This is a genomic window from Lacrimispora sp. YZC11, assembly GCF_057543815.1.
The window spans coordinates 117,059-143,107 of record NZ_BAAJYQ010000019.1 but is presented as its reverse complement, the minus strand read 5'-3'; the positions used below and the strand labels follow the sequence as shown (position 1 = coordinate 143,107).

At 46.4% G+C, this 26,049-nt stretch carries 22 protein-coding genes; 20 read left to right on the top strand and 2 right to left on the bottom strand.

Annotation, left to right across the window (positions count from 1 at the left end):
* Positions 1-76 precede the first annotated feature (76 nt).
* From AC27IJ_RS21410 to AC27IJ_RS21385, 6 genes are all read left to right on the top strand, one after another.
* On the top strand, positions 77-862 hold the full coding sequence (locus tag AC27IJ_RS21410) for a M48 family metallopeptidase (protein ID WP_312504272.1): 786 nt from the start codon (positions 77-79) through the stop codon (positions 860-862).
* Positions 834-1,904, top strand: coding sequence for an MCP four helix bundle domain-containing protein (locus AC27IJ_RS21405; RefSeq protein ID WP_312446302.1), 1,071 nt, complete (start codon positions 834-836; stop codon positions 1,902-1,904). Before AC27IJ_RS21410 ends, AC27IJ_RS21405 begins: the two co-directional genes overlap by 29 nt.
* Positions 1,864-3,582 carry a single-stranded-DNA-specific exonuclease RecJ gene (gene recJ, locus AC27IJ_RS21400; RefSeq protein WP_312504273.1) on the top strand — a complete coding sequence of 573 codons (1,719 nt, stop codon included), beginning with the start codon at positions 1,864-1,866 and terminating at the stop codon, positions 3,580-3,582. The genes AC27IJ_RS21405 and recJ overlap by 41 nt, the downstream gene beginning before the upstream one ends.
* A 163-nt stretch (positions 3,583-3,745) precedes the next feature.
* Entirely contained in the window at positions 3,746-4,993 is a 1,248-nt protein-coding gene (gene glyA / locus AC27IJ_RS21395) for a serine hydroxymethyltransferase (RefSeq protein ID WP_312446299.1), read from the top strand.
* 235 nt (positions 4,994-5,228) lie between these two features.
* Complete coding sequence (motA, locus tag AC27IJ_RS21390; RefSeq protein WP_312446296.1) at positions 5,229-6,032, top strand: flagellar motor stator protein MotA; 804 nt, start codon at positions 5,229-5,231, stop codon at positions 6,030-6,032.
* A gap of 11 nt (positions 6,033-6,043) precedes the next feature.
* Positions 6,044-6,865 carry an OmpA family protein gene (locus AC27IJ_RS21385; RefSeq protein WP_312504275.1) on the top strand — a complete coding sequence of 274 codons (822 nt, stop codon included), beginning with the start codon at positions 6,044-6,046 and terminating at the stop codon, positions 6,863-6,865.
* Between the two features lie 90 nt (positions 6,866-6,955).
* On the opposite strand, the gene AC27IJ_RS21380 is transcribed toward AC27IJ_RS21385, so the two are convergent.
* A complete protein-coding gene (locus tag AC27IJ_RS21380; protein WP_312446293.1) occupies positions 6,956-7,126 on the bottom strand; it encodes a DUF1540 domain-containing protein in 171 nt (56 codons plus the stop codon).
* Between the two features lie 205 nt (positions 7,127-7,331).
* On the opposite strand from AC27IJ_RS21380, the gene AC27IJ_RS21375 reads away from it, so the two are divergent.
* The 5 genes from AC27IJ_RS21375 to AC27IJ_RS21355 all read left to right on the top strand — a co-directional run bounded on the left by AC27IJ_RS21375 (position 7,332) and on the right by AC27IJ_RS21355 (position 13,471).
* Positions 7,332-8,711, top strand: coding sequence for a uracil-xanthine permease family protein (locus tag AC27IJ_RS21375; protein ID WP_312446291.1), 1,380 nt, complete (start codon positions 7,332-7,334; stop codon positions 8,709-8,711).
* 149 nt (positions 8,712-8,860) lie between these two features.
* On the top strand, positions 8,861-9,763 hold the full coding sequence (locus AC27IJ_RS21370; protein ID WP_487150728.1) for an SDR family oxidoreductase: 903 nt from the start codon (positions 8,861-8,863) through the stop codon (positions 9,761-9,763).
* 191 nt (positions 9,764-9,954) lie between these two features.
* Positions 9,955-10,731 carry an FAD binding domain-containing protein gene (locus tag AC27IJ_RS21365; RefSeq protein WP_487150726.1) on the top strand — a complete coding sequence of 259 codons (777 nt, stop codon included), beginning with the start codon at positions 9,955-9,957 and terminating at the stop codon, positions 10,729-10,731.
* The gene (locus AC27IJ_RS21360) at positions 10,732-11,196 is read left to right on the top strand and encodes a (2Fe-2S)-binding protein (protein ID WP_312446285.1); all 465 of its coding nucleotides are present in this window, start codon (positions 10,732-10,734) and stop codon (positions 11,194-11,196) included.
* 1 nt (position 11,197) lies between these two features.
* Complete coding sequence (locus tag AC27IJ_RS21355; protein WP_312446342.1) at positions 11,198-13,471, top strand: xanthine dehydrogenase family protein molybdopterin-binding subunit; 2,274 nt, start codon at positions 11,198-11,200, stop codon at positions 13,469-13,471.
* Positions 13,472-13,599: 128 nt separating this feature from the next.
* Here the strand turns inward: AC27IJ_RS21355 and AC27IJ_RS21350 are convergent, their stop codons facing one another.
* On the bottom strand, positions 13,600-14,361 hold the full coding sequence (locus AC27IJ_RS21350; RefSeq protein ID WP_312446284.1) for a DeoR/GlpR family DNA-binding transcription regulator: 762 nt from the start codon (positions 14,359-14,361) through the stop codon (positions 13,600-13,602).
* Positions 14,362-14,579: 218 nt separating this feature from the next.
* Here AC27IJ_RS21350 and AC27IJ_RS21345 point away from each other — a divergent pair, with 218 nt between their 5' ends.
* From AC27IJ_RS21345 to AC27IJ_RS21305, 9 genes are all read left to right on the top strand, one after another.
* Positions 14,580-15,992 (top strand): rhamnulokinase, encoded by a 1,413-nt coding sequence (locus AC27IJ_RS21345; protein ID WP_312504281.1) that lies wholly within the window; start codon positions 14,580-14,582, stop codon positions 15,990-15,992.
* Between the two features lie 137 nt (positions 15,993-16,129).
* Positions 16,130-17,911 (top strand): L-fucose isomerase, encoded by a 1,782-nt coding sequence (locus AC27IJ_RS21340; protein WP_312446281.1) that lies wholly within the window; start codon positions 16,130-16,132, stop codon positions 17,909-17,911.
* Positions 17,912-17,939: 28 nt separating this feature from the next.
* The gene (locus tag AC27IJ_RS21335) at positions 17,940-18,593 is read left to right on the top strand and encodes an L-fuculose-phosphate aldolase (RefSeq protein ID WP_312446280.1); all 654 of its coding nucleotides are present in this window, start codon (positions 17,940-17,942) and stop codon (positions 18,591-18,593) included.
* Positions 18,594-18,611: 18 nt separating this feature from the next.
* Positions 18,612-20,102 carry a sugar ABC transporter ATP-binding protein gene (locus AC27IJ_RS21330; protein ID WP_312504282.1) on the top strand — a complete coding sequence of 497 codons (1,491 nt, stop codon included), beginning with the start codon at positions 18,612-18,614 and terminating at the stop codon, positions 20,100-20,102.
* Between the two features lie 14 nt (positions 20,103-20,116).
* Complete coding sequence (locus AC27IJ_RS21325; protein ID WP_331663229.1) at positions 20,117-21,097, top strand: ABC transporter permease; 981 nt, start codon at positions 20,117-20,119, stop codon at positions 21,095-21,097.
* Positions 21,098-21,134: 37 nt separating this feature from the next.
* On the top strand, positions 21,135-22,253 hold the full coding sequence (locus AC27IJ_RS21320) for a substrate-binding domain-containing protein (RefSeq protein ID WP_487150722.1): 1,119 nt from the start codon (positions 21,135-21,137) through the stop codon (positions 22,251-22,253).
* 33 nt (positions 22,254-22,286) lie between these two features.
* A complete protein-coding gene (locus tag AC27IJ_RS21315) occupies positions 22,287-22,730 on the top strand; it encodes an RbsD/FucU family protein (RefSeq protein WP_312504284.1) in 444 nt (147 codons plus the stop codon).
* A gap of 268 nt (positions 22,731-22,998) precedes the next feature.
* Positions 22,999-23,703, top strand: coding sequence for an ABC transporter ATP-binding protein (locus AC27IJ_RS21310; protein WP_312446275.1), 705 nt, complete (start codon positions 22,999-23,001; stop codon positions 23,701-23,703).
* Complete coding sequence (locus AC27IJ_RS21305; RefSeq protein WP_487150719.1) at positions 23,703-26,048, top strand: ABC transporter permease; 2,346 nt, start codon at positions 23,703-23,705, stop codon at positions 26,046-26,048. Before AC27IJ_RS21310 ends, AC27IJ_RS21305 begins: the two co-directional genes overlap by 1 nt.
* Position 26,049: the final 1 nt, after the last annotated feature.

Here is a 26,049-nt window from a genome sequence, read left to right as displayed (position 1 = left end):
TGTTTCTTTTCCATTTATTCGCTATAATTGGGGTTACGGGTTAAGCATATGAAAGAGAGAAGAGGAAGATAAAAAGTTGGGAATCAGATATATGGAATCAGAAAATCCTGACTGCAGGAGGGAAACAGGCGTGATTTCCTTTGACCATGGAAACCCATGTTCCTATAAAATCATAAAGTCGGACAGGCGTACCATGGCTCTGCAGGTCACGAAAGAGGGAGAGGTTTTCGTAAGGCTTCCAAGGCGCCTTCCCTTCAGTGCAGGACATGAACTGGTGCACAAAAACAGAGAATGGGTCTTTGCACAGGTGGAAAAGATCCGAAGGGCGTCAGAGCAAAAGAATGCATTTCATTGGGCGGAAGGGGCTTCTGTGCTTCTTTACGGAAACAGCCGCCTCCTTCATGTGAGGCCTGATATTAAAAAGAAGGCTTTTTGTGTACAGAATACAAAGGAGAGTCTGGTGGTTTCCGGTCCAATGGCATCCATTGAGGAGAAAGAGCAGGAAGCTGCCGTGAAAGAGGCTGTGAAGCTTTGGTACAGGCGGGAAGCCAGAGGGTATCTGGAGGATAAAGCGGCCAGGTGGTCTGAAGTTATGAAGGTGGACTATGGGAAAATTGCAATACGTGATCAGGCGACCCGGTGGGGAAGCTGCAGTGCCAGGGGGAATTTAAACTTTAACTGGAGGCTTGTGCTCCTTCCTGAAGAGCTGGCAGATTATGTGGTGGTGCATGAACTGGCTCACCGCCGACAAATGAATCATTCCCATGCATTTTGGGAGGTTGTGGAAAGAGAATTACCGGATTACCGGTTAAGGAGGAGAGAATTAAAGCACTATGAAGCTGAAATTTATCAGAAATATTAACATCAAAACAAAGCTCCTGCTCTTAGGTGGGATCAGCATTATGGGACTGATTTTCATGGGAACGGAATCCGTGATAACAGCCAGGCAGATCAATGAAGCAAGTACGGAAATTTCCCAGTCCTGGGTACCGGCCATCATTATTGCCGAGGAACTGAATACCAGGACATCAGATTACCGCATTAAGGAATTTAACCACGCCATCACCGGCGATAATAAGGATATGGACCGGCTGGAGGGGGAAATGATCCAGATCCGGGAGGATATTGCCCGCGGGTTTAAGGATTATGAGCATTATATCACCAATGAATCAGACAGGAAGCTAATGGAGGAGGCAGAAGGACAATGGAATAAGTATTTAGAATACAGCGACCGTCTGCTGATCATTAGCCGTCAAAACCACGCCCAGGAAGCTTTTGATATGATCATAGGGGATTCCAGGCAGCTATTTGATGATGCCAGCAACGGGCTTTTAAAGGTTGCGGACTTTAACCGCCAAGGGTCCGAGGCGGCCAGCATTCACGGGGATAATCTTTATAAACAGCTTGCGAAGATAAAAATCATAACCATCTGCCTGATCAGCGGAATCATTTCCCTTCTGGTGATTTATATTATTACTGCCATAGACAAGCCTGTAAAGGCCCTTGTGGAAGGGACCAGGAGAGTTGCCAATGGAGATCTGGAGGTATACCTTCCCTACCGCTCCGAAGACGAGATCGGAATTCTGACCAATTCTGTCAACCAGCTGATTGAGCGGCTTAAGCACATCATTGATGATGAGAAATACCTGTTCCGGGAGATCGGAAGTGAGAATTTTGAGGTGAAATCTACTTGTGAGCAAGCGTACCGCGGTGATTTTGCCCCTATCCTCTATTCCATTACCAGCTTAATGAACCGGCTTGATGCGGCGAAAAAACGAAAGGAAGGCGGTGCGGAAGCCTGGACAGCAGAAAATGAAAAGGAAGAACTGGCTAAAAGAGCCGTTTGCAGGGAGATAACAAAACATGGCAGAAGAGAAATGGATGCTTCAGACAAAGAGGGCTGATTTTGAGGAGATGTCAAGATGCTACCACATTTCACCGGTAACTGCGAGAATCATAAGAAACCGGGATGTGATGGGTCATGAAGCAGTGGAAAAATACTTAAACGGGGGGTTAAAGGATCTATATAGCCCGCATCTTCTTAAGGATATGGACCGGACTGTGGCGATACTTAAAGAAAAGACGGAGCAGTTAAAGCCCATAAGGATTGTCGGGGATTATGACATTGACGGAGTCTGCTCCACCTATCTTTTGTATCAGGCCCTGTCCCAGGTGGGAGCTGTGGTGGACTATGAGATCCCGGACCGGCTAAAGGATGGATATGGGATCAATGAATCCATTATCCGGGCCGCTGCTGCGGATGGCATTGATACCATACTCACCTGCGATAATGGAATCGCCGCAGTGGAGCAGATCAGGCTTGCAAAGGAGCTGGGACTTACGGTTCTTATCACAGACCACCATGATATTATGAAGGACGACGGTGGTGAGATTGTGCCTCCCGCAGATGCGGTGGTAAACCCAAAGCAGGAGGAGTGCCAATATCCTTTTCCGGATATCTGCGGGGGAATGGTGGCCTATAAGCTGGTTCAGGCTCTTTATGAGGCATTCCATGTGCCTATGGAGAAATGGCTTGAGATGGTGGAGTTCGCTGCCATTGCAACAGTGGGCGATGTGATGAAGCTCCAGGATGAGAACCGGATCATCGTAAAGGAAGGGCTGAAACGGATCGGGCAGACAAAGAGCATGGGGCTGTTAAAGCTTATTGAGAGAAACGATCTGGACAAGGATCAGATAACCGCCTACCAGATCGGTTTTGTGATCGGTCCCTGTTTAAATGCGGGAGGCCGCTTGCAGACAGCCAAGCTGGCATTATCCCTGCTTCTTAGCCGGAAGGAAGAGGAAGCGGATCAAATGGCTCTGGAATTAAAGGCACTGAATGACCAGCGAAAGGACATGACAAAGCAGGGGACCAGCGAGGCAGTGGAACAGGTGGAAGCCCTTTATGGGGAGGATAAGGTTCTGGTGGTATATTTACCGGAGTGCCATGAATCCCTGGCGGGGATCATTGCAGGACGGCTGCGGGAATATTTCCAGAAGCCGGCGTTTGTCCTGACGGATGGGGAGGAGTGTGTCAAAGGCTCCGGCCGCTCCATTGATACCTACCATATGTTTGACGCCCTGGTGGGGGTGAAAGAACTGCTGTTAAAATTCGGCGGCCATCCCATGGCAGCCGGCTTATCCCTTCTTAAAGATCATGTGGATGAATTCAGGAAATGTTTAAATGAACAGGCAAGGCTGACGGAGGAGGACTTCATACGAAAGGTATGGATCGACGTTCCCATGCCCCTGGAATACATAAATGAGCCTTTGATCGAAGAACTGGAGCTCTTGGAGCCTTTCGGCCAGGGCAATGAAAAGCCTTTGTTTGCTCAAAAGGGACTAAACATCCGAAGTGTCCGTGTTTTGGGAAAAAACAGGAATGCCGTCAAATTTTCCCTTGCCACAGAACAGGGGACGCCAATGGATGCCATGCTGTTTGCTGACGGGGATTCCTTTTTGGAAGAGCTGGGAGACAGGCGGGCCCTGGATGTGATCTATTATCCTTCCGTAAATGAATACAATGGAAATAAAACACTGCAGATTGTGATAAAAAACTATAAGATTCCAAAGTGTGTATGACAGAGAAAGGGAGCATAATTTTGCGGATCATCTTCTTTACGGAAAGGAAATGGCGGAAGCCAAATCAGAAGATGAGAAATCCTTGACATTGTGAGGAAGAATGTCTTATAATCTACCACAATGGAAATGTGGTAAAAATAAATTGAAAAGTGAGGGAGTGGACATGGTAAATGAAGTAATGAAATTTATCACCGGCTACGATAAGGAAGTAGGAGAAGCCATTGAAAAAGAATGCGCAAGACAGAGAAGAAACCTGGAATTGATTGCATCGGAAAATATTGTTTCAGAACCGGTCATGATGGCAATGGGTACTGTGCTTACCAACAAGTATGCAGAAGGCTATCCGGGAAAGCGTTACTATGGCGGCTGCGAAGATGTGGATATTGTTGAAACCATTGCCATAGAGCGTGCGAAAAAGATATTTGGCTGTGATTATGCCAACGTCCAGCCTCATTCGGGGGCTCAGGCCAACATGGCGGTTTTTCTTGCCATGCTGCAGCCAGGGGATACGGTTATGGGCATGAATTTAAACCATGGCGGTCACTTAACCCATGGAAGCCCCGTCAACTTTTCCGGTTTGTATTTTAATATTGTCCCTTACGGCGTAAATGACGAGGGCTTTATTGACTATGATGAGATGGAGAGGCTTGCACTTTTGCACAAGCCCAAATTAATCGTGGCAGGTGCCAGCGCCTACGGAAGAACCATTGACTTTAAGAGATTCCGTGAGGCTGCAGACAAGGCGGGAGCCTATCTTATGGTAGATATGGCTCATATTGCCGGTCTTGTTGCGGCAGGAATCCATGAAAGCCCCATCCCATACGCGGATGTAGTGACAACGACTACTCATAAGACTCTCCGTGGACCGAGAGGCGGAATGATTTTAGCAAATCAGGAAGCTGCGGATAAATTTAACTTTAATAAGGCTATTTTCCCCGGAACCCAAGGTGGTCCTTTAGAGCATGTGATCGCCGGCAAGGCCGTCTGCTTTGGTGAAGCCTTAAAGCCTGAGTTTAAGACCTATCAGGAGCAGGTGGTAAAAAATGCAAAGGCTCTGGCTGCCGCCCTGATCAAGCAGGGATTCCACATCCTGACAGGCGGTACGGATAACCATCTCATGCTGATCGATTTAAGAGGTATGGAGGTAACCGGAAAAGAATTGCAGAACCGCTGCGATGAGGTTTATCTCACCCTGAACAAAAATGCGGTGCCAAACGATCCAAGAAGCCCGTTTGTAACTTCCGGTGTCCGTGTGGGAACACCTGCTGTTACCTCAAGAGGTTTAAAGGAAGAGGATATGGAAAAGATCGCTGAGTGTATCTGGTTGGCTGCAACGGATTTTGAAAGTAAAGCTGATTACATTAGAGGTGAAGTGACAAAGATCTGTGAAAAATATCCGCTGTATGAATAAAGGAATATAAAAAAGAGGCTGCCATGAGAGGATTTATAACGGGTATTGTGCATGAAATGGGTTATTATGCGCCGTATCTGATATAATTTCTTTCATGGCAGCTTTCTCGTTTTTTTAACATTTATTTAATACAAGAGCAGCAACAAATATATTATACTATAACGGGCTGAGCACATTGGTATTGCTGAATTCAGCCTCTTGATAACTACTAACTCGGATACACAAAGGAGAAACTATGGAATTAACTACCATCTTAGGTGTTATAGTAGGCGTTGTCGCCGTCGTCGGCGCTATGATTTTTAAGCACATTGAGTTTACTGTCCTTATTAACCCGGCAGCATTTTTTGTTATTTTTGTCGGAACTATCGCAACAATTTTGAATTCTTTTCCCGCGCAGAATATTAAATCCATCGGATCGCTGTTCAGGGTCCTTTTTACAAAACAAAAAGGATCCTCTGAAGCCGAAATGATTGAATTAATGTATGATTTATCAAAACAAGCCCGTTCGGAGGGCCTTTTGTCCCTGGAAGCCAGGGCAGAGGAACTGCAGGATCCTTTTTTAAAAAAAGGCATACGTTTGCTTGTTGACGGCGCTGGGGAAGATTTAATCGAGGAGATTTTAGAAACTGAAATTTCTGCAATGGAAAAGAGGCATGAAATCAATGCAAGTATTTTTTCATCAGCTGGTACATATGCTCCTACCCTTGGGGTTTTGGGCGCAGTTTTCGGTTTGATCGCTGCGATGTCATCCATCAATGATACGGAAAGAATGGCAGAAGCAATTGCTGCGGCGTTTATTGCAACGATTCTTGGTATTTTCACCGGCTATGTTCTTTGGAATCCATTTGCAAAAAAGCTGAAAGTGAAAAGCCAGCAGGAAGTAATGGCAAAGGAAATTATTATAAAAGGTGTATTATCCATGCAAAATGGTGATTCCCCCTTTATACTCAGGGAAAAGTTACTTGCCGCTCTTCCAAAATCATTGCAGAAAAAAATATCTGAGCAGGACAAAACATCTGATCAGGGCAAAAAGGAATAGGGTGATCACATATGTCAAAAAAGAGAGAGCATGTACATCAGGAAGAAGAAGCCGGCGAAGCTTGGCTGCTTCCATATTCAGATTTGATGACCCTGTTGCTGGCTGTTTTTATAGTACTTTTTGCTGTCAGTAAGATAGATGCCGAAAAAGCGCAGCAGATTTCCGAACAGTTTGCCGGCACTATGATGAATAAAAGCTATACTACCGGAGCGGCGTCGGGTACTGGTTCCGGAGGAGACGGAGCGGCGTCGGGTATGGGTTCCGGTGGAGACGGAGCAGCGCAGACAGGCGGTCCGCTAAATATTGAGACACAAAGTGAGCTGGAGAGCTTTATGGGAGAGTATGAACTCAAAAAGCTGGAAAACTTAAAGACTGAGCTTGATACAAAACTTCATAATCAGGGCATGGATCAATCGGTATCAACCATGATTGATATGCGAGGTCTGGTAATCAGGCTAAATAATGCAATATTCTTTGACTCTGGAAGCGCGGAAATTAAAGAACAAAGTGAGGAAACTTTGGTTGAAGTTGCAAGCATTCTCAATTCAATTGATAATTATATACGTGTTGAGGGTCATACAGACAACGTTCCGATCAGACGCAGTAACTATCCTTCTAACTGGGAATTGTCTACTGCAAGAGCTGTAAATGTTGTAAAGCTTTTTATTAATAAATGTAATTTTTCGCCGGATAAGCTTCTCGCCGTTGGCTATGGAGAGTTTAAACCTGTGGCAGACAATTCAACAGAGGAAGGAAGAGCGAAAAACAGACGTATTGATGTCATTGTCCTAAGTGCGCAATACGATAATCTGGAAGAACAGCTTGTAAAGTGAGAGCTGTAATTAGTTCAAATATAGATCATATGAAAAACTGCGCGGCAAAATAGCCGCGCAGTTTTTTCAGGAGGAAATTAAATTTGACTGTTATGCCTGGTTCTTGAAAGATTCGCAGTCAGTACACTCTTTTCTGGTAGGATTCTGTTCATGAGTTCCCACTTTGATTTTCTCCAGAGTGCAATAATCTACGCTTTTTGCATGGTAAGCGCAATTATCGATGGAGCATTGGATACATTCGTTCTTTCCGTCTACTAACATGGGTAAACCTCCTTGATTGATTATTACATCTATATTGTGGGCAGAATCAGTTGAATTATTATGGCAATTTTTTCTTAAAAAGGAGGGTGTTATATTTTTGTTAAACTAAAACTTTTTTTGTTGACCAAAATTTTTTTTTGTGCTATTCTGATTTTCGTCAAAACAGCACAAAATTCGCTGTTATCTAACTATGGAGGTATAGTATATGGGCAATTCAAAGCAATATAATCTTATTTACCAACTAGACGGCAGGCCTCCGTTAAAAGTGGCGGTTCCTCTTGGTCTTCAGCATGTCATGGCAATGTTCGTTGGTAACCTGGCTCCGATCTTTATCCTGACCGGCGCTATGAGCACACCGGAAGCTCCGTTTCCTCCGGAATTGCGGATCATGATGATTCAGTGCGCCATGTTTGTATCCGGACTTGCCACCCTTCTTCAGCTTTATCCGCTGAAACTGGGAATCATTCAGGTAGGTGCACGTCTTCCCATCGTAATGGGAACCGCTTTTGCATTCGTTCCAACCATGCAGGGGCTTGGGGCAAAGCTGCTGGCAGAACAGGTCGCTCCGGTTGAAGCCATGGGTTACGTATTGGGTGGTGTAATCGCAGGAAGCGTGATCGAGCTGATCATGGGTATTTTCTTAAAGCCGCTGAAAAGATTTTTCCCACCGCTGGTAGTTGGTGCGGTTCTTATTACCATTGGTATTAAGCTGCTTACGACTGGTGCTACCTACTTTGTAGGCGGTGCAGGTGCAAAGGATATCGGTGCAGGAAAGTACTGGCTGGTTGGCGGCATCGTGCTGCTGGTCATTGTTCTCCTTAACCATTTTGCAACCGGTATGTTAAAGGCAACTGCTATTTTAATCGGTATCGTCGTCGGCTATATCGTGGCTGCTTTTTCGGGAATGGTGAATTTCGATACTGTTACCAGTGCAGCATGGTTCAGCGTTCCGATGCCATTTATGATCAAGCCGTTGTTCCGTTCAGATATCATTTTCCCGTTCTTTGCGGTATACGTTGTTGCAGGTCTTGAGACCATGGGCAATGCAAATGGTATCACCATTTCCGCTTTTGGACGTGAAGCTACTGCAGAAGAGATTTCCGGCGGAATTATATCTGATGCTGTCAGCTGTGCATTTGCAGGTGTCTTCAATGTTCTTCCAAACACGGCTTTCGGCCAGAACGTGGGTATCATTGCAATGACTAAGGTTATTAACCGGTTCTGTATTGCTATCGGCGCTATAGTTCTGATCCTTGCAGGCCTGTTCCCTAAAATCGGCGCGATTTTCAATGCAATGCCTAACTGCGTTATGGGTGGTGCGGTAATTACTGTTTTCGCCATGATTTTCTTAAATGGTGTGAAGATGGTATTAAAGGAAGGCCTGGATGACAGAAACAGCCTGATCCTTGCTATCACGCTCGGTCTTGGCTTTGGTGTGGGGAATTTAAGCGACTCAGTGAAAGAAAACTTCCCTGCCGCTCTCCATTTTATCTTTGCGGAGCCAGTGGCTGCAGTCTGTATCGTGAGTGTTCTGGCTTGTATCTTTTTAAGGCCGGATACTACTAAAAAAGCAACAGAGAAATAAGCTGAATTCCAGCGATTATGATAGATAGCCCCGTCCGGCAGACAAGGTTCAAGCCGTCCGGGGGTTTTTTATATAGAAATCACGTTACCCACAGGTTGTTGGAGCCAGGAGAAAGATGTGGTATACTGTTAAAAAAAGGGAGGGAAAAGATGAAGAAAAAAATAATGGTCACAGGGTCAGATGGCTTCCTTGGAGGAAGAATTGCGGCATATTATGAGAGAGATTATGATGTGATCCGTGTGAGCCACGGAGACTTGGATATTACGGCTGAAGAGGCGGTAGGGGAATTTATAAAGGATAAAAGCCCTGATGTGGTGATCCATTGCGCTGCAATATCAAATACCAGGGTATGTGAGGAGAATCCGGCGCTTTCTGAGGCGGTGAACCGGAGGGGATCTGTCAATATGGCCAAAGCATGCAGGGAAAATGGCAGCAGGCTGCTTTTTATGAGCTCGGATCAGATTTATGGGGGCAGCAGGCAAAAAGGACCGAATAAAGAAACCGATGAAATCCCTCTTATCAACGTTTACGGGACTCACAAGAAGCAGGCGGAGGATGAGATTTTGGAAATCTTACCTGATGGAATCTGTCTTCGCCTTTCATGGATGTATGATTTCCCGGTCAGGGGCCTTAAAAGCAGCGCTAACTTACTGGTTAACCTGTTAAGAGCCATGGTGCAGAACCACCCCATAAAGCTTTCGGTTTCCGATTACCGCAGCATTACCTGGGTACAGGAGGTTGTGAAAAACATAGAGCCTGCCATGAGTCTGCCTGGCGGAATCTATAATTTTGGCAGTGAAAGCACCCTTTCCGTCTATGAAATAGGAAGCAGGGTCTTTCAGATGCTTGATAAAAGCGGAAACAGAGGGAATTTTGTGATTCCGGATGAAACAGGGGCCGGGAAAAATCCCAGAAACCTGACCATGGATATGGGAAAGCTTAAGGCCCATGGGATCGGTTTTTCTGAAACTGTGGAAGGATTTTCGAAATGTTTTGATGCCAGCCCGGAATATGTTCATCCCTTGATAGGAGAATCTATTGTTGAATTATGACGAATTTAATAAAAAACCCATAAATACATTGTCAAAACCGGAAGGAGTGTGATATACTCTTTTCGGTTTTTCTAATATATAACACAGTATTTATAAGACACACTAATTAATAAAAAGTGTTTTACTGATAGCTAAGGGAAAACCGGCTAGCAGACAACGATGAGAGCTTGGGAGCCAGGAGGACAGTTCCAATGATTCGATTTAAAAATTATGTAAAAGCAGAAAACCTGGAGGAGGCCTTTGCGCTGAATCAGAAGAAGAGCAGTGTCATAGGCGGAGGCATGATGTGGCTGAAGGTACAGAACCGGGTGAAGATGACGCTGGTGGACTTATCCGGGCTGGGGCTTGACGGGATTGAGGAAAGGGAAGATGAGTTTTCCATAGGCGCCATGTGTACCCTGCGCCAGCTGGAAACCCATAAAGGGCTGAACGAATGCTTTAACGGCGTTTTTAAAGCGTGCACCCGTTCTATTGTAGGAGTTCAGTTCCGCAACGGAGCGACCATAGGAGGAAGCGTGTTTGGCCGGTTTGGATTCTCCGATATCATCACCTGCCTTCTGGCCCTTGACACCTATGTGGAGCTGTACAAGGGAGGCCTGGTTCCTTTAGAAGAATTTTGCCGGATGAAGAGTGACAGGGATGTCCTGGTCCGCATCCATATAAAAAAGGATGGAAGAAAAGCGGCCTATACCTCCCAGCGCATGTCGAAGACGGATTTTCCTGTGATTGCCTGCTGTGCGGCCCGAAAGGCTGGAAAGCTTTATGTCTCAATAGGGGCGAGGCCGGCAAAGGCAGAGCTGGTTGTGCTTGAGGAAGGCCAGGATTGTCTTAAGGAAGAACTTGCGAGAAGGGCATCGGAAGGCTTTACCTACGGCACCAACATGAGGGGAAGCGGAGATTACCGGAAGCATTTGGCTGAAATATATATAAAAAGGCTTTTAGAAGCGCTGGATCAGGAGGAACGGTAAATGGAGATCGAATTTACACTGAACGGAAAAATGACGTATGAGGAAATCACAGATGATACCACCTTATTCCAGCTTCTTAGAAGGAAGGGCTGCTATAGCGTGAAATGCGGCTGTGAAACAGAAAACTGCGGACTTTGTACGGTGCTGGTCAACGGGAAGTCAAGGCTTTCCTGTTCATTTTTAGCTGCCAGGGCAAATGGCTGTGAGGTGGTGACCTTAGAAGGCGTGGAAAAGGAAGCGAAATTGTTTGGAATGTATCTTGCGGCAGAAGGAGCGGAGCAGTGCGGTTTTTGCAGCCCGGGACTTATTATGAATGTGCTGGCTATGGAAAGGGAAGAAGTCCTTGATGATGAGGGGATAAAAGAGTATCTGGCCGGGAACTTATGCCGGTGCAGCGGCTATATGGGACAGCTTCGGGCGATAAAGGAATATTTAAGCAGAGGAGAAAAAAGGGATGAATTATAAAATGCGTACGGTAAATACTTCTGTGAAAAAGAAGGATGCCATGGCCCTGGTGACCGGAAAGCCTGTGTATACCGATGACCTGGCTCCCGGAGACTGCCTCATCGTAAAGGTTCTCAGAAGCCCTCATGCCCATGCACTGATCAAGGAGATCCATAAGGAAAAGGCGGAGAAGGTAGCTGGAATCGCCTGTATCCTTACCTATAAGGATGTTCCCCGGAATCGGTTTACCATGGCGGGGCAGTCCTATCCGGAGCCGAGTCCCTATGACAGGCTGATTTTAGACCAGAGGATGCGCTTTGTGGGAGATGCGGCGGTCATCGTAGCCGGCGAGACGGAAGATGCGGTGGATCATGCCCTGCGTCTTTTAAAAGTGGAATATGAGGTTTTGGAGCCGGTACTGGATTTTAAACAGGCAAAGGATCATCCGGTGTTAGTCCATCCGGAGGAGGACTGGCTTACACTCTGCCCGGTGGGCGGGGATAATAAAAGGAATTTATGCGCTTCCGGCGGGGAAGAGCATGGCAACGTTGATGAGGTTTTAAAGCAGTGTGATTTTGTGGTGGAACAAGTTTACCATACAAAGGCAAACCAGCAGGCAATGATGGAAACCTTCCGTGCCTATTCTTACCTGGATGCTTATGGGCGTTTGAATATGGTGGCCTCCACACAGGTCACCTTCCATGTGAGGAGGATCCTGGCCCATGCCCTGGATATTCCAAAATCCAGGATCCGCATTATCAAGCCACGGATCGGCGGCGGCTTTGGTGCAAAGCAGACGGTGGTGGCTGAAGTGTATCCGGCAATCGTGACTATGAAGACCGGCAGGCCGGCCAAGATGATCTACAGCCGGTACGAGTCCCAGATCGCCTCTTCTCCCCGCCATGAGATGGAAGTCCATGTGCGTGTGGGAGCCAATAAGGAGGGAATCCTTCAGGCAATCGATGTGTATACTCTGTCAAATACAGGGGCTTACGGGGAACACGGTCCTACGACGGTAGGCTTATCCGGACATAAGTCCATCCCCCTTTACCGGACGCCCAAAGCCTTCCGCTTTACCTATGATGTGGTTTATACAAACCGCATGTCCTCAGGGGCTTACCGGGGTTACGGAGCCACCCAGGGAAACTTTGCGGTGGAATCTGCGGTCAATGAGCTGGCGGAAAAGATTGGAATGGATTCCGTAAAGCTAAGGGAATTAAACATGGTTAAGGAAGGTGATATCATGCCTGCTTACTATGGGGAAACTCTAAATAGCTGTGCCTTAGACCGGTGTATGGCCCGCGCGAAGGAGATGATCCGCTGGGATGAGAAGTATCCCAGAGTTGAAATGGGAAATGGAAAGGTACGTGGAGTAGGCGCTGCCATGTCCATGCAGGGATCCGCCATCTCCGGCGTGGATGTGGCTTCCGTGGAACTGCGCCTGAATGATGATGGCTTTTATACTCTTATGATCGGCGCTTCTGACATGGGAACGGGCTGCGACACCACCCTGGCCCAGGTGGCGGCTGATTGCCTGGAATGCGATTTAGATGAGATCGTGGTCCATGGAACGGATACGGATGTTTCCCCCTATGATTCCGGTTCTTACGCTTCCAGCACCATGTATTTAACCGGAATGGCTGTCATAAAGGCCTGCGGGGAAATGCGGGAAAAGATATTAAAAAAGGGTGCCCAGTATCTTGACTGTCCGGAGGATTCCCTGGAATTTGACGGTAAGAGGGTCTACCAGCCGTCAGGGGAGCTGGAAATATCCTTAAAGGATATAGGGAACAGGGTCATGTGCTTTAATGAAGATATGCCCTCTGCCGGTGCCTGCCACACATCTCCCGTATCGCCCCCTCCCTTTATGGTGGGAATGGCTGAGGTTGAAGTGGATAAGGAAACCGGTGAGGTAGAGCTTTTGGATTTTGTGGCGGTTGTGGACTGCGGAACAACCATTAATCCCAATCTGGCCAGGATCCAGACCGAGGGCGGAATCGCCCAGGGCATTGGCATGGCCATGTACGAAGAGATCACTTATTCTTCCAAGGGGCAGATGCTGCAGAATTCCTTTATGCAGTACAAGCTTCCCACCAGACAGGATGTGGGCGATATCCGGGTGGAATTTGAAAGCAGCTATGAACCTACAGGGCCCTTTGGAGCCAAGTCCATTGGCGAGATCGTGATCAATACGCCTTCCCCAGCAATTGCAGATGCAGTAGCCAATGCGGTAGGAGTGAGGGTAAGGGAATTGCCTGTTACGGCGGAAAAGGTGTTCTGGGGGATGAAGCGGTAATATTTAATGATAAAACATGGTCTCTGGCCATGGTGTGAAAGAAGATGGATAAAAGGAAGAGGAGTTGTTGCAAAAGTAGATGAATCATCTATTTTTGCAGCAACTCCTTTATTTATTCCGTCTATGTACTATGAATCAATAAATTTACAGTTATTCGTTTCGATTGCTTTCATAATTGGATCTGAGAAAGCGGTATTGCTGATGAGGATATCAATAGCTGAAAAGGAAGCGAGTTTAAAGTAGCCGTTGGAACTTTCTTTTGTGTTGTCGCATAGAAGAATTTTTTTGTCCGCATTTTTGATCATGCAGCGTTTGATCAGGGCCTGGGAATCATCTCCTTCGAAGATTCCGTTGGAGTTGATCGCCTTACATGAGAAGAAAACGTATTCTGCCCTGAAGTTACTTAAGAAATCGGCGGAGTATTCGCCAACAATGGAGAGGCTTTTATTCTTGAGCAGGCCGGGGCAAAGATAGCATTTCAGATTCGGAGCAGCATGTAACTGGCTTGCGATGTTTAGACCATTGGTAATGACAGTGATGTTTCTTAAAGTTTTTAACGTTGGGCACAAATAGCTGACTGTAGAGGAAGAATCCAGGAATATCACCATATTATCGTGCAGATAATTCCGGGCAATGCGGGCGATCGCGGCTTTTTTCGTCTGATTTTCCATTTTCCGCATTGTGACAGAATTTTCAGAGGCGCTGTCAATAACCAGGGAAACGCAGCCATGATGACGGTTGATAATGCCTTCCTCTTCCAAAGCGATTAGATCCCTGCGGAGAGTGGAACGGGATACATAGATTTTCTTGCTGAGTTTCTCTATACTGCATGCCCCTTCATAAGAATTTAGATAGTCAATGATCTGTAATTTTCTCTGCATATAATTCATGGCAAATATCCTCCGAAATGATCCATCGTTTTGAATAGAACATTGAACAATTTTGAATTATTATAGCATGGAAAAATAAAATATTCCAATAAAATATCCAAATATAGATGAATTTTATATATTATGCTATAGTTTGAATTACAATCATGAAAAATATGAATGATCCGGTGAACAGAGTGTGAAGTTTTGTACAACAGGTATAAAAGGAAGGGTGAGATATGAAGAAAGTGCTGGCAATTGATATGGGCGCCACCTCGATCAGAGGAGTGATTGGTTACATAGAGGCTGGATTTTTGATCACAGAAGAAGTCATGCGCATGCCCCATAAGCTGGTGAAGACAGGAGGACGTTTACGCTGGCAGTGGAAAGAACTTCTCAGTAAGGTGGAGCGTACCATACAGGATTACGCTTCTGATATCGTTTCCGTGGGAATCGATACATGGGGAGTGGATATGGGGCTTTTGGATGAAAAGGGAGAACTGGTTTCCCAACCGGTTTCCTACCGGGATCCCGAGCATGAAAGAGGTTACAGACTGGCGCTTAAGCGAATGGGGGAGAAAGATATATTTTTGAAAACAGGGACGCAGGTCATGCCCATCAATACGCTGTTTCAGTTGATTACAATGAAAGAATATTACGGAGATGAGTGGAAGAAAGCAAAAAAGATATTGATGCTGCCGGATTTATTTCACTATGAGCTGACGGGAGTCATGGCTTGCGAGGAAACGATTTTGTCCACATCCCAGCTTATGGATCTGGGACGGAAGCAGCTGAATGAATCCATGATGGAGGCCTTTGGGATCAAGCCTGAGATGTTTCCGCCGGTCATACAGGCAGGGAAAAAGCTGGGAAACACCAGGACCTCCCGTCTGGAAGGTCTTAGTGATCTGGATGTGGATGTGATTTCCGTATGCGGACATGATACGGCCAGCGCCGTGCTATTAACAGAGTCATTTAAGAATCCGGATTGTCTTTTCCTAAGCTGTGGGACATGGTCCTTATTCGGAGGCCTGACCGGTCAGGCCGTATTGACACCGGAGGCTTATGACCAGTCCCTGACCAATGAGCTGGGTTTTGATTCCAGTCATTTGTTTTTTAAAAATATTACAGGACTTTATCTGGTAGAAAAGCTGAAAGGACAGATGGAGGAAGAACAGGGGCGAAAAATAGATTATAACGAAATTACCGAGGCTGTCCGCCATTCCGGTTATACTGGGCTGATTGATGTATCTGCCCAAGAGTTCAGTGCAGAGGACCTTCTGGCAAAAGAAGCGATCGGGAATTATCTGATGCAGACAGGACAGTTGCTGCCGGATACGGATATGGATTATTTTAAGGTTATTTATGAAAGTCTTGCTGATAAGTATATGGAGGTCAGAAAAGCAATTGAAGGGATTAATGGAAAGAGGTATCAGTCCATTCACATGATCGGAGGAGGGGCTAAATCTCCACTGCTTTGCCAGATGATCGCAGACCGGCTGGATCTGCCTGTGACCGCGGGGCCCGTTGAATCGGCTGCTCTTGGAAATCTCCTCATTCAGCTAAAAGCGGCTGGGGAACTTGAAAGCATGGAAGAAGGCGTTCGTATGGCAGAACGGTCAGTCCGTAACAATCATTATAATCCCAGTTAAGAGAGGAAAACCTTCCAGGGATACCTTTATGCCCAAATAGCACGGGCGGAAAAAAGGAAAGAATTTTGGATTCAGAGCTGCAAATCCCGGCGCAGCCGGGGACAGTCTATTATTATAATCTTAAGGAGGAAGTAAAAATGAATTATCCGAAAATCGGCATCAGACCAGTTATTGATGGCCGCTGGGGCGGTGTCAGAGAATCTTTGGAGGCGCAGACCATGGGAATGGCTGAGGCGGCAAAGGAGCTTATTGAAAGAGTATTGAGATATCCGGATGGCACTCCGGCCGGCTGCGTTATATCACCGACCACCATTGGCGGAGGAGCGGAAGCCAATGTGTGCGAGGACTTTTTTTCCGGCCAGAACGTGTCCGGAACCTTAACGGTTACTCCATGCTGGTGTTATGGAACAGAAACCATGGACTTAAATCCCAATACCATAAAAGCCGTATGGGGATTTAACGGAACGGAGCGTCCGGGAGCTGTGTATCTGGCCGCGGTTATGGCCGCCTATGCTCAGCGAGGACTTCCTGCCTTTTCCATTTATGGCCAAGACGTTCAGGATATGGATGACCACGAGATCCCGGAGGATGTGGCAGAGAAAATCCTTGATTTTGCAAGAGGGGCACTTGCGGTAGGGATCATGAAAAATTGTTCCTATGTCAATATTGGTTCTGTATCCATGGGAATTGCCGGATCCGTGGCTCCTGTGGATTTCCTGCAAAAATACTTAGGCATGCGGACCGAGTGGGTGGATATGACAGAGGTCTTAAGAAGGATTGAGCTCGGGATCTATGATCAGGAGGAATATGAAAAAGCCCTTGCCTGGGTGAAAGAAAATTGCCGGGAAGGCATGGACATCAATGCTGGCAAGAAATTTGCCGAGATTGTCACAAAGAGCCGCTATATCCCGGAGGATGAGCAGTGGGAGTTTGTGGTAAAGCATGCAATCATTGTAAGAGATATTCTGAAAGGAAATCCGAAGCTGGATCAAATGGGCTGGCATGAGGAAGCTCTTGGCCGCAATGGTCTGGCAGGAGGCTTCCAGGGACAGCGGATGTGGACGGACTGGCTGCCCAATGCAGATTTTACAGAGGCAATACTGGCTTCCTCCTTTGACTGGACGGGCAGAAGAACTCCCATCCCTTTTGCAACGGAAAATGATACATTAAACGGAATTTCCATGATGTTTGGCTGGCTCCTTACCAATAAAGCTCCTATATTCAGTGATGTGCGGACCTACTGGTCCCCGGAGGCGGTAAAGAGAGTGACTGGAAAAGAATTAACAGGACGTGCTTCTGCTGGCGTGATTCATTTAATCAATTCGGGAGCCAGCTGCTTAGATGGCTCTGCCGGGGCGAAAAATGAATGGGGAGAGGGGTGCATGAAAGAATGGTGGAACATGACCGAGGAAGATATTTCGGCGTGCCTGAAAGGAACAGACTGGTGCAGAGCCAATTATGAATATTTCCGGGGTGGCGGATTCTCCTCTCATTTTAAGACAGCTGCGGAAATGCCCGTCACCATGATCCGGTGTAATATCGTGGAAGGGGTAGGCCCAACGCTCCAGATCATTGAGGGATATACCTGTGTGCTTCCTGATGAAATGCATAAGATTCTGGATGAAAGGACGGACCGCACCTGGCCGACCACCTGGTTTGCACCTGTGACCGGAATCGGAGCCGCGGACAGTGTTTATCAGGTGATGGCAAAATGGGGAGCCAATCATGCAGCCAGTGTGTATGGACATGTCGGGAACAGGCTGATCACACTGGCATCCATGCTTCGTATTCCGGTGGCATTCCATAATGTGGAGCCAGAAAGAATATACAGGCCTCATTCATTTAACGGTTTTGGAACGTCAGACTTAGAGGGACAGGACTTCCGGGCGTGTGCCTATTACGGACCTCTTTACAAATAGACATAAAAAGAAAAGGCAGGAAAAAGACATGATGATGGAAACAGAGCGGAAGCTGCTGATGGAATATGGAAAAAAACTGATCAATGCAGGCCTGACAAAGGGGACAGGTGGAAATTTAAGTATTTTTGACAGGGAACTTGGATATATGGCAATTACACCTTCAGGCATTGATTTTTTTGAAATCAGGCCAGAGGATATGGTAATCCTGGATTTGGAAGGGAATCAGATAGAGGGAGAGAGAACACCGTCCTCGGAATGGGAGATGCATTTGATTCAGTATCAAAACAGGAGAGATATCAATGCTGTGATCCATGCACATACCATGTATGCCACGGTACTTGGGTGCCTTCACTGGTCCCTTCCTGCGTCCCACTACATGATTGCGGTAGCCGGCCCAACGGTACAATGTGCTTCTTATGCGACCTATGGCACTCATGAACTGGCAGTAAATGCGGCAAAAGCCATGGAAAACAGAAATGCTGTGATTTTGGCCAATCATGGAATCCTTGCAGGATCTGGGGACCTGCTGAATGCCTTTCACATTGTGGAAGAGATTGAATATTGTTCGGAAGTTTATTGTAAGGCAAAAAGCATTGGGGACCCGGTGGTCTTGCCGGAGGAAGAAATGGCACTTATGGCAGAAAAATTCAAAACTTATGGGCAGAGAAAGAACATTCGGTAAAAACCAAAGGAGTTTTGTATGAATGAAGTGATTTTGACAATGAAGGACATCCAGAAATCCTTTTCAGGGGTTCAGGCTTTGAGGAACGGTGCCCTGGAATTAAAGTCAGGTGAGGTGCTTGCGCTGATGGGGGAAAACGGTGCCGGAAAATCCACCTTGATGAAAATTCTCACCGGCATTTACTATAAAGATTCCGGGGTTATTACTTATATGGGAAAGGAGGCTGAGTTCAAGAGTCCATCCCAGTCGGAAGAAGCAGGCATTGCCATTGTTCATCAGGAACTGAACATGATGAACGATTTGACAGTAGCCCAAAATCTGTATATTGGGAGGGAGTCCATGCATGGATTGCTGATCAATGACAGGAAAATGATCCGAAAATCAAAAGAACTGTTTGAACTTTTAAATATTGATATCGACCCCTCAGAAAAGATCGGTAATCTTACGGTGGGAAAACAGCAGATGGTGGAAATCGCAAAAGCGATTTCTGCCAATGCCAGAATCATTGTATTTGATGAACCTACTGCCGCACTGACGGATTATGAGATTGAAGAGCTATTTAAAGTGATCCGGGATTTAAAGGCAAAGGACAAAGGTATTATTTATATTTCTCACCGGATGGATGAGATCAATCTCATATCGGACCGGGTGACGGTAATGAGGGATGGAGAATTTGTAGGTACTCTGATTACCAAAGATTCAGAAAAAAACGATATTATAAAAATGATGGTGGGCAGGACCATATTCAGCGATCCGAAAACAGAATCCGGTGTAAAACCGGAAGCGCCGGTAGTATTGAAATGCGAAGATTTATGCAGGGGAAAGGCTGTACAGAATGTGAGCTTTGAATTGAGAAAGGGGGAGATCCTTGGCTTTTCCGGACTGATGGGAGCCGGCAGGACGGAGACGGCCCGTTTGCTGTTCGGAGCGGATAAGCTGGATTCAGGCAGAATCTTTGTAAAAGGAAAGGAAGTACAGATTCATTCTCCTAAGGATGCAGTGAAAGTGGGGATCGGTTATCTGTCGGAAGACAGGAAGCGGTACGGCCTGCTTGTAGAACAGTCTGTTGAGGAAAATACGGTGATTGCTTCCCTGGAGAAGTTTTCAAAGGGAGTCTTTGTCAATAAAAAGAAAGCAGCAGAGATCGCCGGGAGGTATGTGGAGGAACTGAGAACAAAAACGCCTGGAATCGGACAACAGGTAAAGAAGCTTTCCGGCGGAAACCAGCAAAAGGTAGTCATAGCAAAATGGCTGGTAAAGGATTGTGAAATCCTGATTTTTGATGAGCCGACCAGAGGAATTGACGTTGGGGCAAAGAGCGAGATCTATCATTTGATGGAAACGCTGGCCCGGTCCGGAAAGTCGATCATTATGATATCCTCGGAATTGCCCGAAGTGCTGCGCATGAGTGACCGGGTCATTATTATGTGCGAGGGCAGGATAACAGGGGAACTCTCTATTGAAGAAACAAATCAGGAAAAGATTATGGAACTTGCCACGAACCGCTGAAAGGAGAGAAAGTCATGATGAATCATTTAAAAAAGATATTTTCCAATCAACAAACCGTAGTTGTATGTGCTCTGATCATAATCGGGATCGTATTTTCCATGATGACAGATAAGTTTCTGCAGCCTACCACATTTACGAATATTGCAAAATCAGCTTATTATATTGCATTTATGGCAATCGGCGTTACCTTTGTCATCGCGACAGGGGGAATGGATCTGTCCATTGGAACCGTGGCGATCTGTTCTGTGCTGATCGGAGGAACCCTGATGGAAAAAGGCCTGCCCATGGGACTGGTGCTTCTGGTCATTTTAGCTTCCGGATGCTTATTTGGACTGATCAATGGGCTGCTGGTATCCCGTCTGGGCCTGCCGGCTTTTATTGCCACACTGGGAACGATGATGATGTCAAGGGGGCTTGGGTCCATTGTTTCAAAGACCAGGACCATATCCTACCCCCAGGGAGAAAGCAGGGGAGCGTGGTTTCGGGAACTGTTTATGATCACTGGAAATAATTCCATGCTTCCAAGGAATTTCCCTACCGGATTTGTTCTTCTTGCAATCACTGCTGTGGTGATGGCGGTCATTTTAAATAAGACAAGGGTAGGGCGCTATATTCTGTCCATCGGATCAAATAAAGAAGCAACCCGGTTATCCGGGATCGATGTGGCGAAATATGAGACCATTGCTTATGTGATATCTGGTTTTTTTGCCGCTATTGCCGGAATTGCTTATGTGGCGGTGTTTTCCACCGCTCAGCCTAACACTGGAAACGGTTTTGAACTGGATGCCATTGCGGGTGTGGTTATTGGAGGTACTTCTTTAGCCGGAGGAGTTGGCTCTGTTTTTGGGACGATTATAGGAGTCTTTATTATGACAGTATTAAAGATTGGTTTTCCTTATATCGGAGTCCAGTCTCATTATCAGCTGTTTATTACTGGGATCATCCTGGTATTTGCCGTTTATATGGATATTTTAAACCGAAAGCGCAGCAAGTAAATTTATATTTTTATAAATAAATGGAGGAGGAAACACAATGAAAGGAACAAAAAAAGGTTTTGTATATGCGGTTACAGTCTCTATGGCATTGGCAGCATTGGCAGGCTGTGCAAATACGAAACAGGAAACGGCTCAGACTGCAGCAGTTCAGAAAGAGAACGTCACAGGAGCGGTGACCGCTTCTTCTGAAAGCGGGGGACCGCTTCACATCGATGTTGTGGCAAAGGGCTTTCAGCATCAGTTTTGGAAAGCTGTGGAGCAGGGCACAAAAAAGGCTGCGGAAGAATTTGGCGTGGAAGTAACGTTTCAGGGACCGGACAATGAATCAGCCATTGCGCAGCAGGTTGAATATCTGAATGCGGCTATCGCCAATCAGCCATCAGCCATCTGTCTGGCAGCTCTGGATACCAATGCCTGTCTGGATTCCATTCAATTGGCCATGGATGCCAAAATCCCGGTCATTGGTTTTGATTCCGGAGTTCCCAATGCCCCGAAAGGAGCCATCAGGGCAAATGCATCCACCGATAATACGGCTGCCGGGCAGCTTGCAGCAGAAAAGCTTTATGAAATGATTAAGGATCAGGTAACGGATCCTCAGAAAGCTGTCCGTATCGGAGTGATTGCCCAGGAATCCAATTCTAATTCAATTGTTTCCAGAACCAGGGGATTTGTTGATAAAATGATAGAACTGGTCGGCTCTGACAAAGTATCTGTAGAAGGCCATGACAGTTTGAAAAACGAGAAAGCCGGTGCCAAGGTGATTCTGGATGTAGGAATTCCGGCAGAGGTAAAGGATGTAGATGCAGCCGCCGTTGCTTCTTCCATTTTGGAAAAGTCAGATTTAATCGCTATTTATGGTTCTAATGAGTTTGCGGCAAACGCAATCATTACAGCCAATGAAGGATTGGAGAAACTGGGAGAAGGAAAGGTGATCGCAGTTGGTTTTGATGCTGGAGCAAAGCAGCTGGATGCCATTTCTTCCGGGTTGTTTGCAGGTTCCGTCACCCAGGACCCGGTACAGATCGGATACCAGGCTGTGAAGCTGGCGGTAGAAGCCGCTAATGGAAAAGAAGTTTCCGATGTAGATACGGGTGCTTTATGGTACAACGCTTCTAACATGGCGGACGAGGCGATTGCACCTTGCCTGTATCGTTGAGATAATAAAAACAGAGAAATGAGGATAATAAAGATGTTAAAAGGAATTCCGGAAATATTATCTCCGGCTCTGCTTAAGGCTTTATGCGAAATGGGGCATTCGGACCGTCTGGTGATTGCTGACGGAAATTTTCCCGCGGAATCGGTGGGAAAGGATGCAATTGTAGTCCGGATGGATGGCCATGGAGTCCCAGAAGTACTTGCTGGGATTTTAGAGGTATTCCCTTTGGACGGCTATGTGGAAAAACCGGTTACTCTGATGGAAAAGGTGGAGGGAGACAAAGCGGAAAATCTTAAATGGAATGAATTTGAGAAGATCATAAAAAAGTATGATGCAAGAGGAAAAGACGCAATTGGATTTGCGGAGCGGTTTCGTTTTTACGAAGAAGCCGGAAAGGCGTATCTGATCATTGCTACATCGGAGCAATCCTTATATGCGAATATCATGCTTCAAAAAGGAATTGTAGCAATTACATAATAACAACAGGCTTTGTAACAAGTTCATTAATTCATTGTCAAAACCGAAAGGAGTGGGATATCCTCCTTTCGGTTTTTTATATATAAATTTTTAATATAAAGTTAACATTTATAAGATGTATTAATTAAAAAAATAACGATTTGGTCTTTGCAGTTAAATCTGCGGTCAATGAGACAGCCTGTTGATAAAAACAATCATATGGTCTATTGACGAATGGCTGCTTAGATAATAACATGAGGATATGACTAAATTAAAAAGGGGAGGATTTATGGAGACTTTAATAAGGGCGGAAGAAGTATGCAAGGATTATGAGGTGGGTGAGGTCAAGGTCCAAGCCTTAAAGCATGTATCTTTTGAGATTCTCCGAGGGGAATTTATTGTGATTTTAGGGCCAAGCGGGTCTGGGAAAAGCACCCTTTTAAATATAATGGGAGGGATTGAAACGGTTACCAGCGGGACTGTTTATTACGATGGTACGCCTCTTTCCTGGGGAGATTTAAAGAGCCTTACGGCTTATCGGCGGGCCCATGCCGGGTTTATCTTCCAGTTTTATAATTTGATGCCAGGACTAACAGCTCTGGAAAATGTGCAGTTGGCGGCGGAGCTTTCTAAGGATCCTCTGGACCCGGAAACTCTGCTTGAGCAGGTAGGGCTTTTGGACAGGGCAGGCCATTTTCCAAGCAGGCTGTCGGGAGGCCAGCAGCAGAGAGTGGCCATTGCCAGGGCCTTGTGCAAGAATCCTGATATCCTTCTCTGCGACGAACCTACGGGGGCCCTGGACAGCGGCACAGGAAGCCAGATATTAAAGCTGCTGTCGGATTTTAACAGACAGTATGAAAAGACGGTGCTTCTGATCACCCATAATGAAAACATTGCGGGGATCGCAGACCGGGTTTTTTATTTTAAGGATGGGTGTCTGGAAAGAATTCGTGTCAATGAAAAGCCCTTAAAACCGGAGGAGGTGGTCTGGTAGTGAAAAGCTTCCGCAAGAACGTGGTCCGGTGCGCCAGGCAAAATCCAGGGTCTTTTCTGGGGGCGGTTTTCATCATTGCCATCGGAATATTTATCTATGTGGCTATGATGGACACATTGAGAAACTTAGGGGACCAGGTGCAGCATTATTATGACAGCAGTGCCATGGCAGATGTATTTGCCCAGGTTTCAGGAATCTCTGAGGTGGATTTGGAACGGTTAAAGGAAATTCCCGGAATTGAAGAGGTCTCCGGGAAAATGGCCGTTGATGTCAGGCTGTTTGCCCCTTCCCAGACGGAGATCGTAACGGTGCATCTGCTGTCTCATGATTCTTCGGATTCCTTAAACAGATTAATGTTAAAAGGGACGGGGACAGGAAAGGACAGCATTTATCTGGGCAGCCGGATGGCCGGATTATACGGATACGAAAACGGAACACCTCTCACCCTCATGATCGATGGGAAAAGCGTGAGATGTGAGCTTGCCGGAACCTGTTACGGGCCGGAATACATATATGCCATCCCTCCCGGAGGAGCCATGATTCCTGATGGAGAGATTTATGACATTGCCTGCATAGAAAAAAACAGGTTGGAGGAATTGACAGGGAAACAGGATTCCATGAATGAGCTGGGATTCCGGCTGGCGAAAGGATATACCTATGAAGACGTGCGATATCAGCTGATGGACCGTCTTTCCGGGTATGGCCTGATCTCTCTCTCTTCCAAAGAAGACCAGGCCAGCTATAATATGGTAAAGGGAGAGATCGATGAGCTGTATTCTATGGGAACAGTGCTTCCCATTCTGTTTATGTCGATTTCCGTTTTCATGCTTTATGTGGTATTAAAAAAGATGATAGACAGGGATCAGAGCCTTATAGGCACCATGAAATCCTTTGGAATGAGAGATGGGGAACTGATTTTGGCATACCTTTATCAAGGTGCTGAGGTGGGTGTTTTAGGCGCTCTGGCCGGAAGCATCCTGGCGGTTCCCTTTGGCCGGTATATGTTTCTTATGTATGTGGATTTTTTTAATCTGCCGGACACGGTCTATCACAGCTATATGAATACAAGGATAAGCGGTATGGGGATCGCAGTGGGGACCGGGCTTCTGGCGGTTTATTTGGGGGTCAGGGGAATCTTAAAGATCACTCCGGCCCAGGCCATGAGGGCAAAGGCTCCTGCTGCCGCAGGGAATTTAAGGCTGCCTGCTTTTATGGCCGACAGGCTTGGCGCTATGGAAAAAATGGGGCTTCGCTCCGTGGTGAGGAACCCTTTTCGTGGTTTTTTAATTATTTTAGCTATTGCATTTCCTTTTTCCATGTCTTCCGTGCTTTTTTCCTTTAAAGGGGTAGCGGATCAGATGTATTTCGACCAGTTCAGCAAGGTGCAGACCTATGATATACAGATTTCCCTGGACCGCTATGTGTCCACCCTCCGCGGGGAATCGGCAGGGGAAGGAATCAGAGGAGTGGGGAAAAGCGAAGCAGTCATCCAGAAGGCAGTGGAATTAAAGCATGAAAATCTGTCGGAATTTGCCATGATTTACGGACTGAACCGGGGATCCGATATGTGGAGGATCATGGATCTCTATGGCCGGTTTTATGAACCGCCGGAGGATGGGATTATCATAAACAGCCGGATCGCAAAAAAGCTTCATCTGGAGGAAGGGGATGTTATGGAAGTATCAGTTCCCGGCCTGACCTCGGAATCGGTAAAGGTTCCCGTGAAAGCTGTTATAAAGGAGAGCCTGGGAGGCGGCTGTTATATGTCGGCAAAAGGATTTTCCCGTTTTTTTGCTTCTGTTCCAATGGCTGGAACCGTTCTTTTAAAGGTAGAAAAGGGAAGGCTCAAGGTCGTCCGGGAAGCGCTTCTAAAAACCAGCCGGGTGACCTGGATGGTGGATACCGGCCGCATCACCCAGAGTTACCGGGACATGATGGGCAGCATGATGGCAATGGTCCAAATGTTTTCCTTTATGGCTGTAGCGGCGGGAGGGATACTCATTTATAATATTTCCATGATCAATATCAGGGAACGGATCGCAGAGCTTGGAACGTTTATTATTATGGGAGGAACGGATAAGGAGATCGGAAGGATCCTCTTATTTGAACAGGCAGTCTACTTCATCCTGGGAATTGTTTTAGGAGTGTTTGGAAGTATTGGGGTGAAATACCTTGTGGAGCATCTGGTCATATCTGATTCCTACACCATTGATCTGGCTATACGGCCATCCTGCTATGGGATAGCATTTCTTACCTGTCTTGCAATGGCAGGGGTTTCTTTGCTGGCCCAGACGCGGTTTGTAAGAAGGATAAGACTCACGGATATTTTAAAAGAAAGGGAGTAAG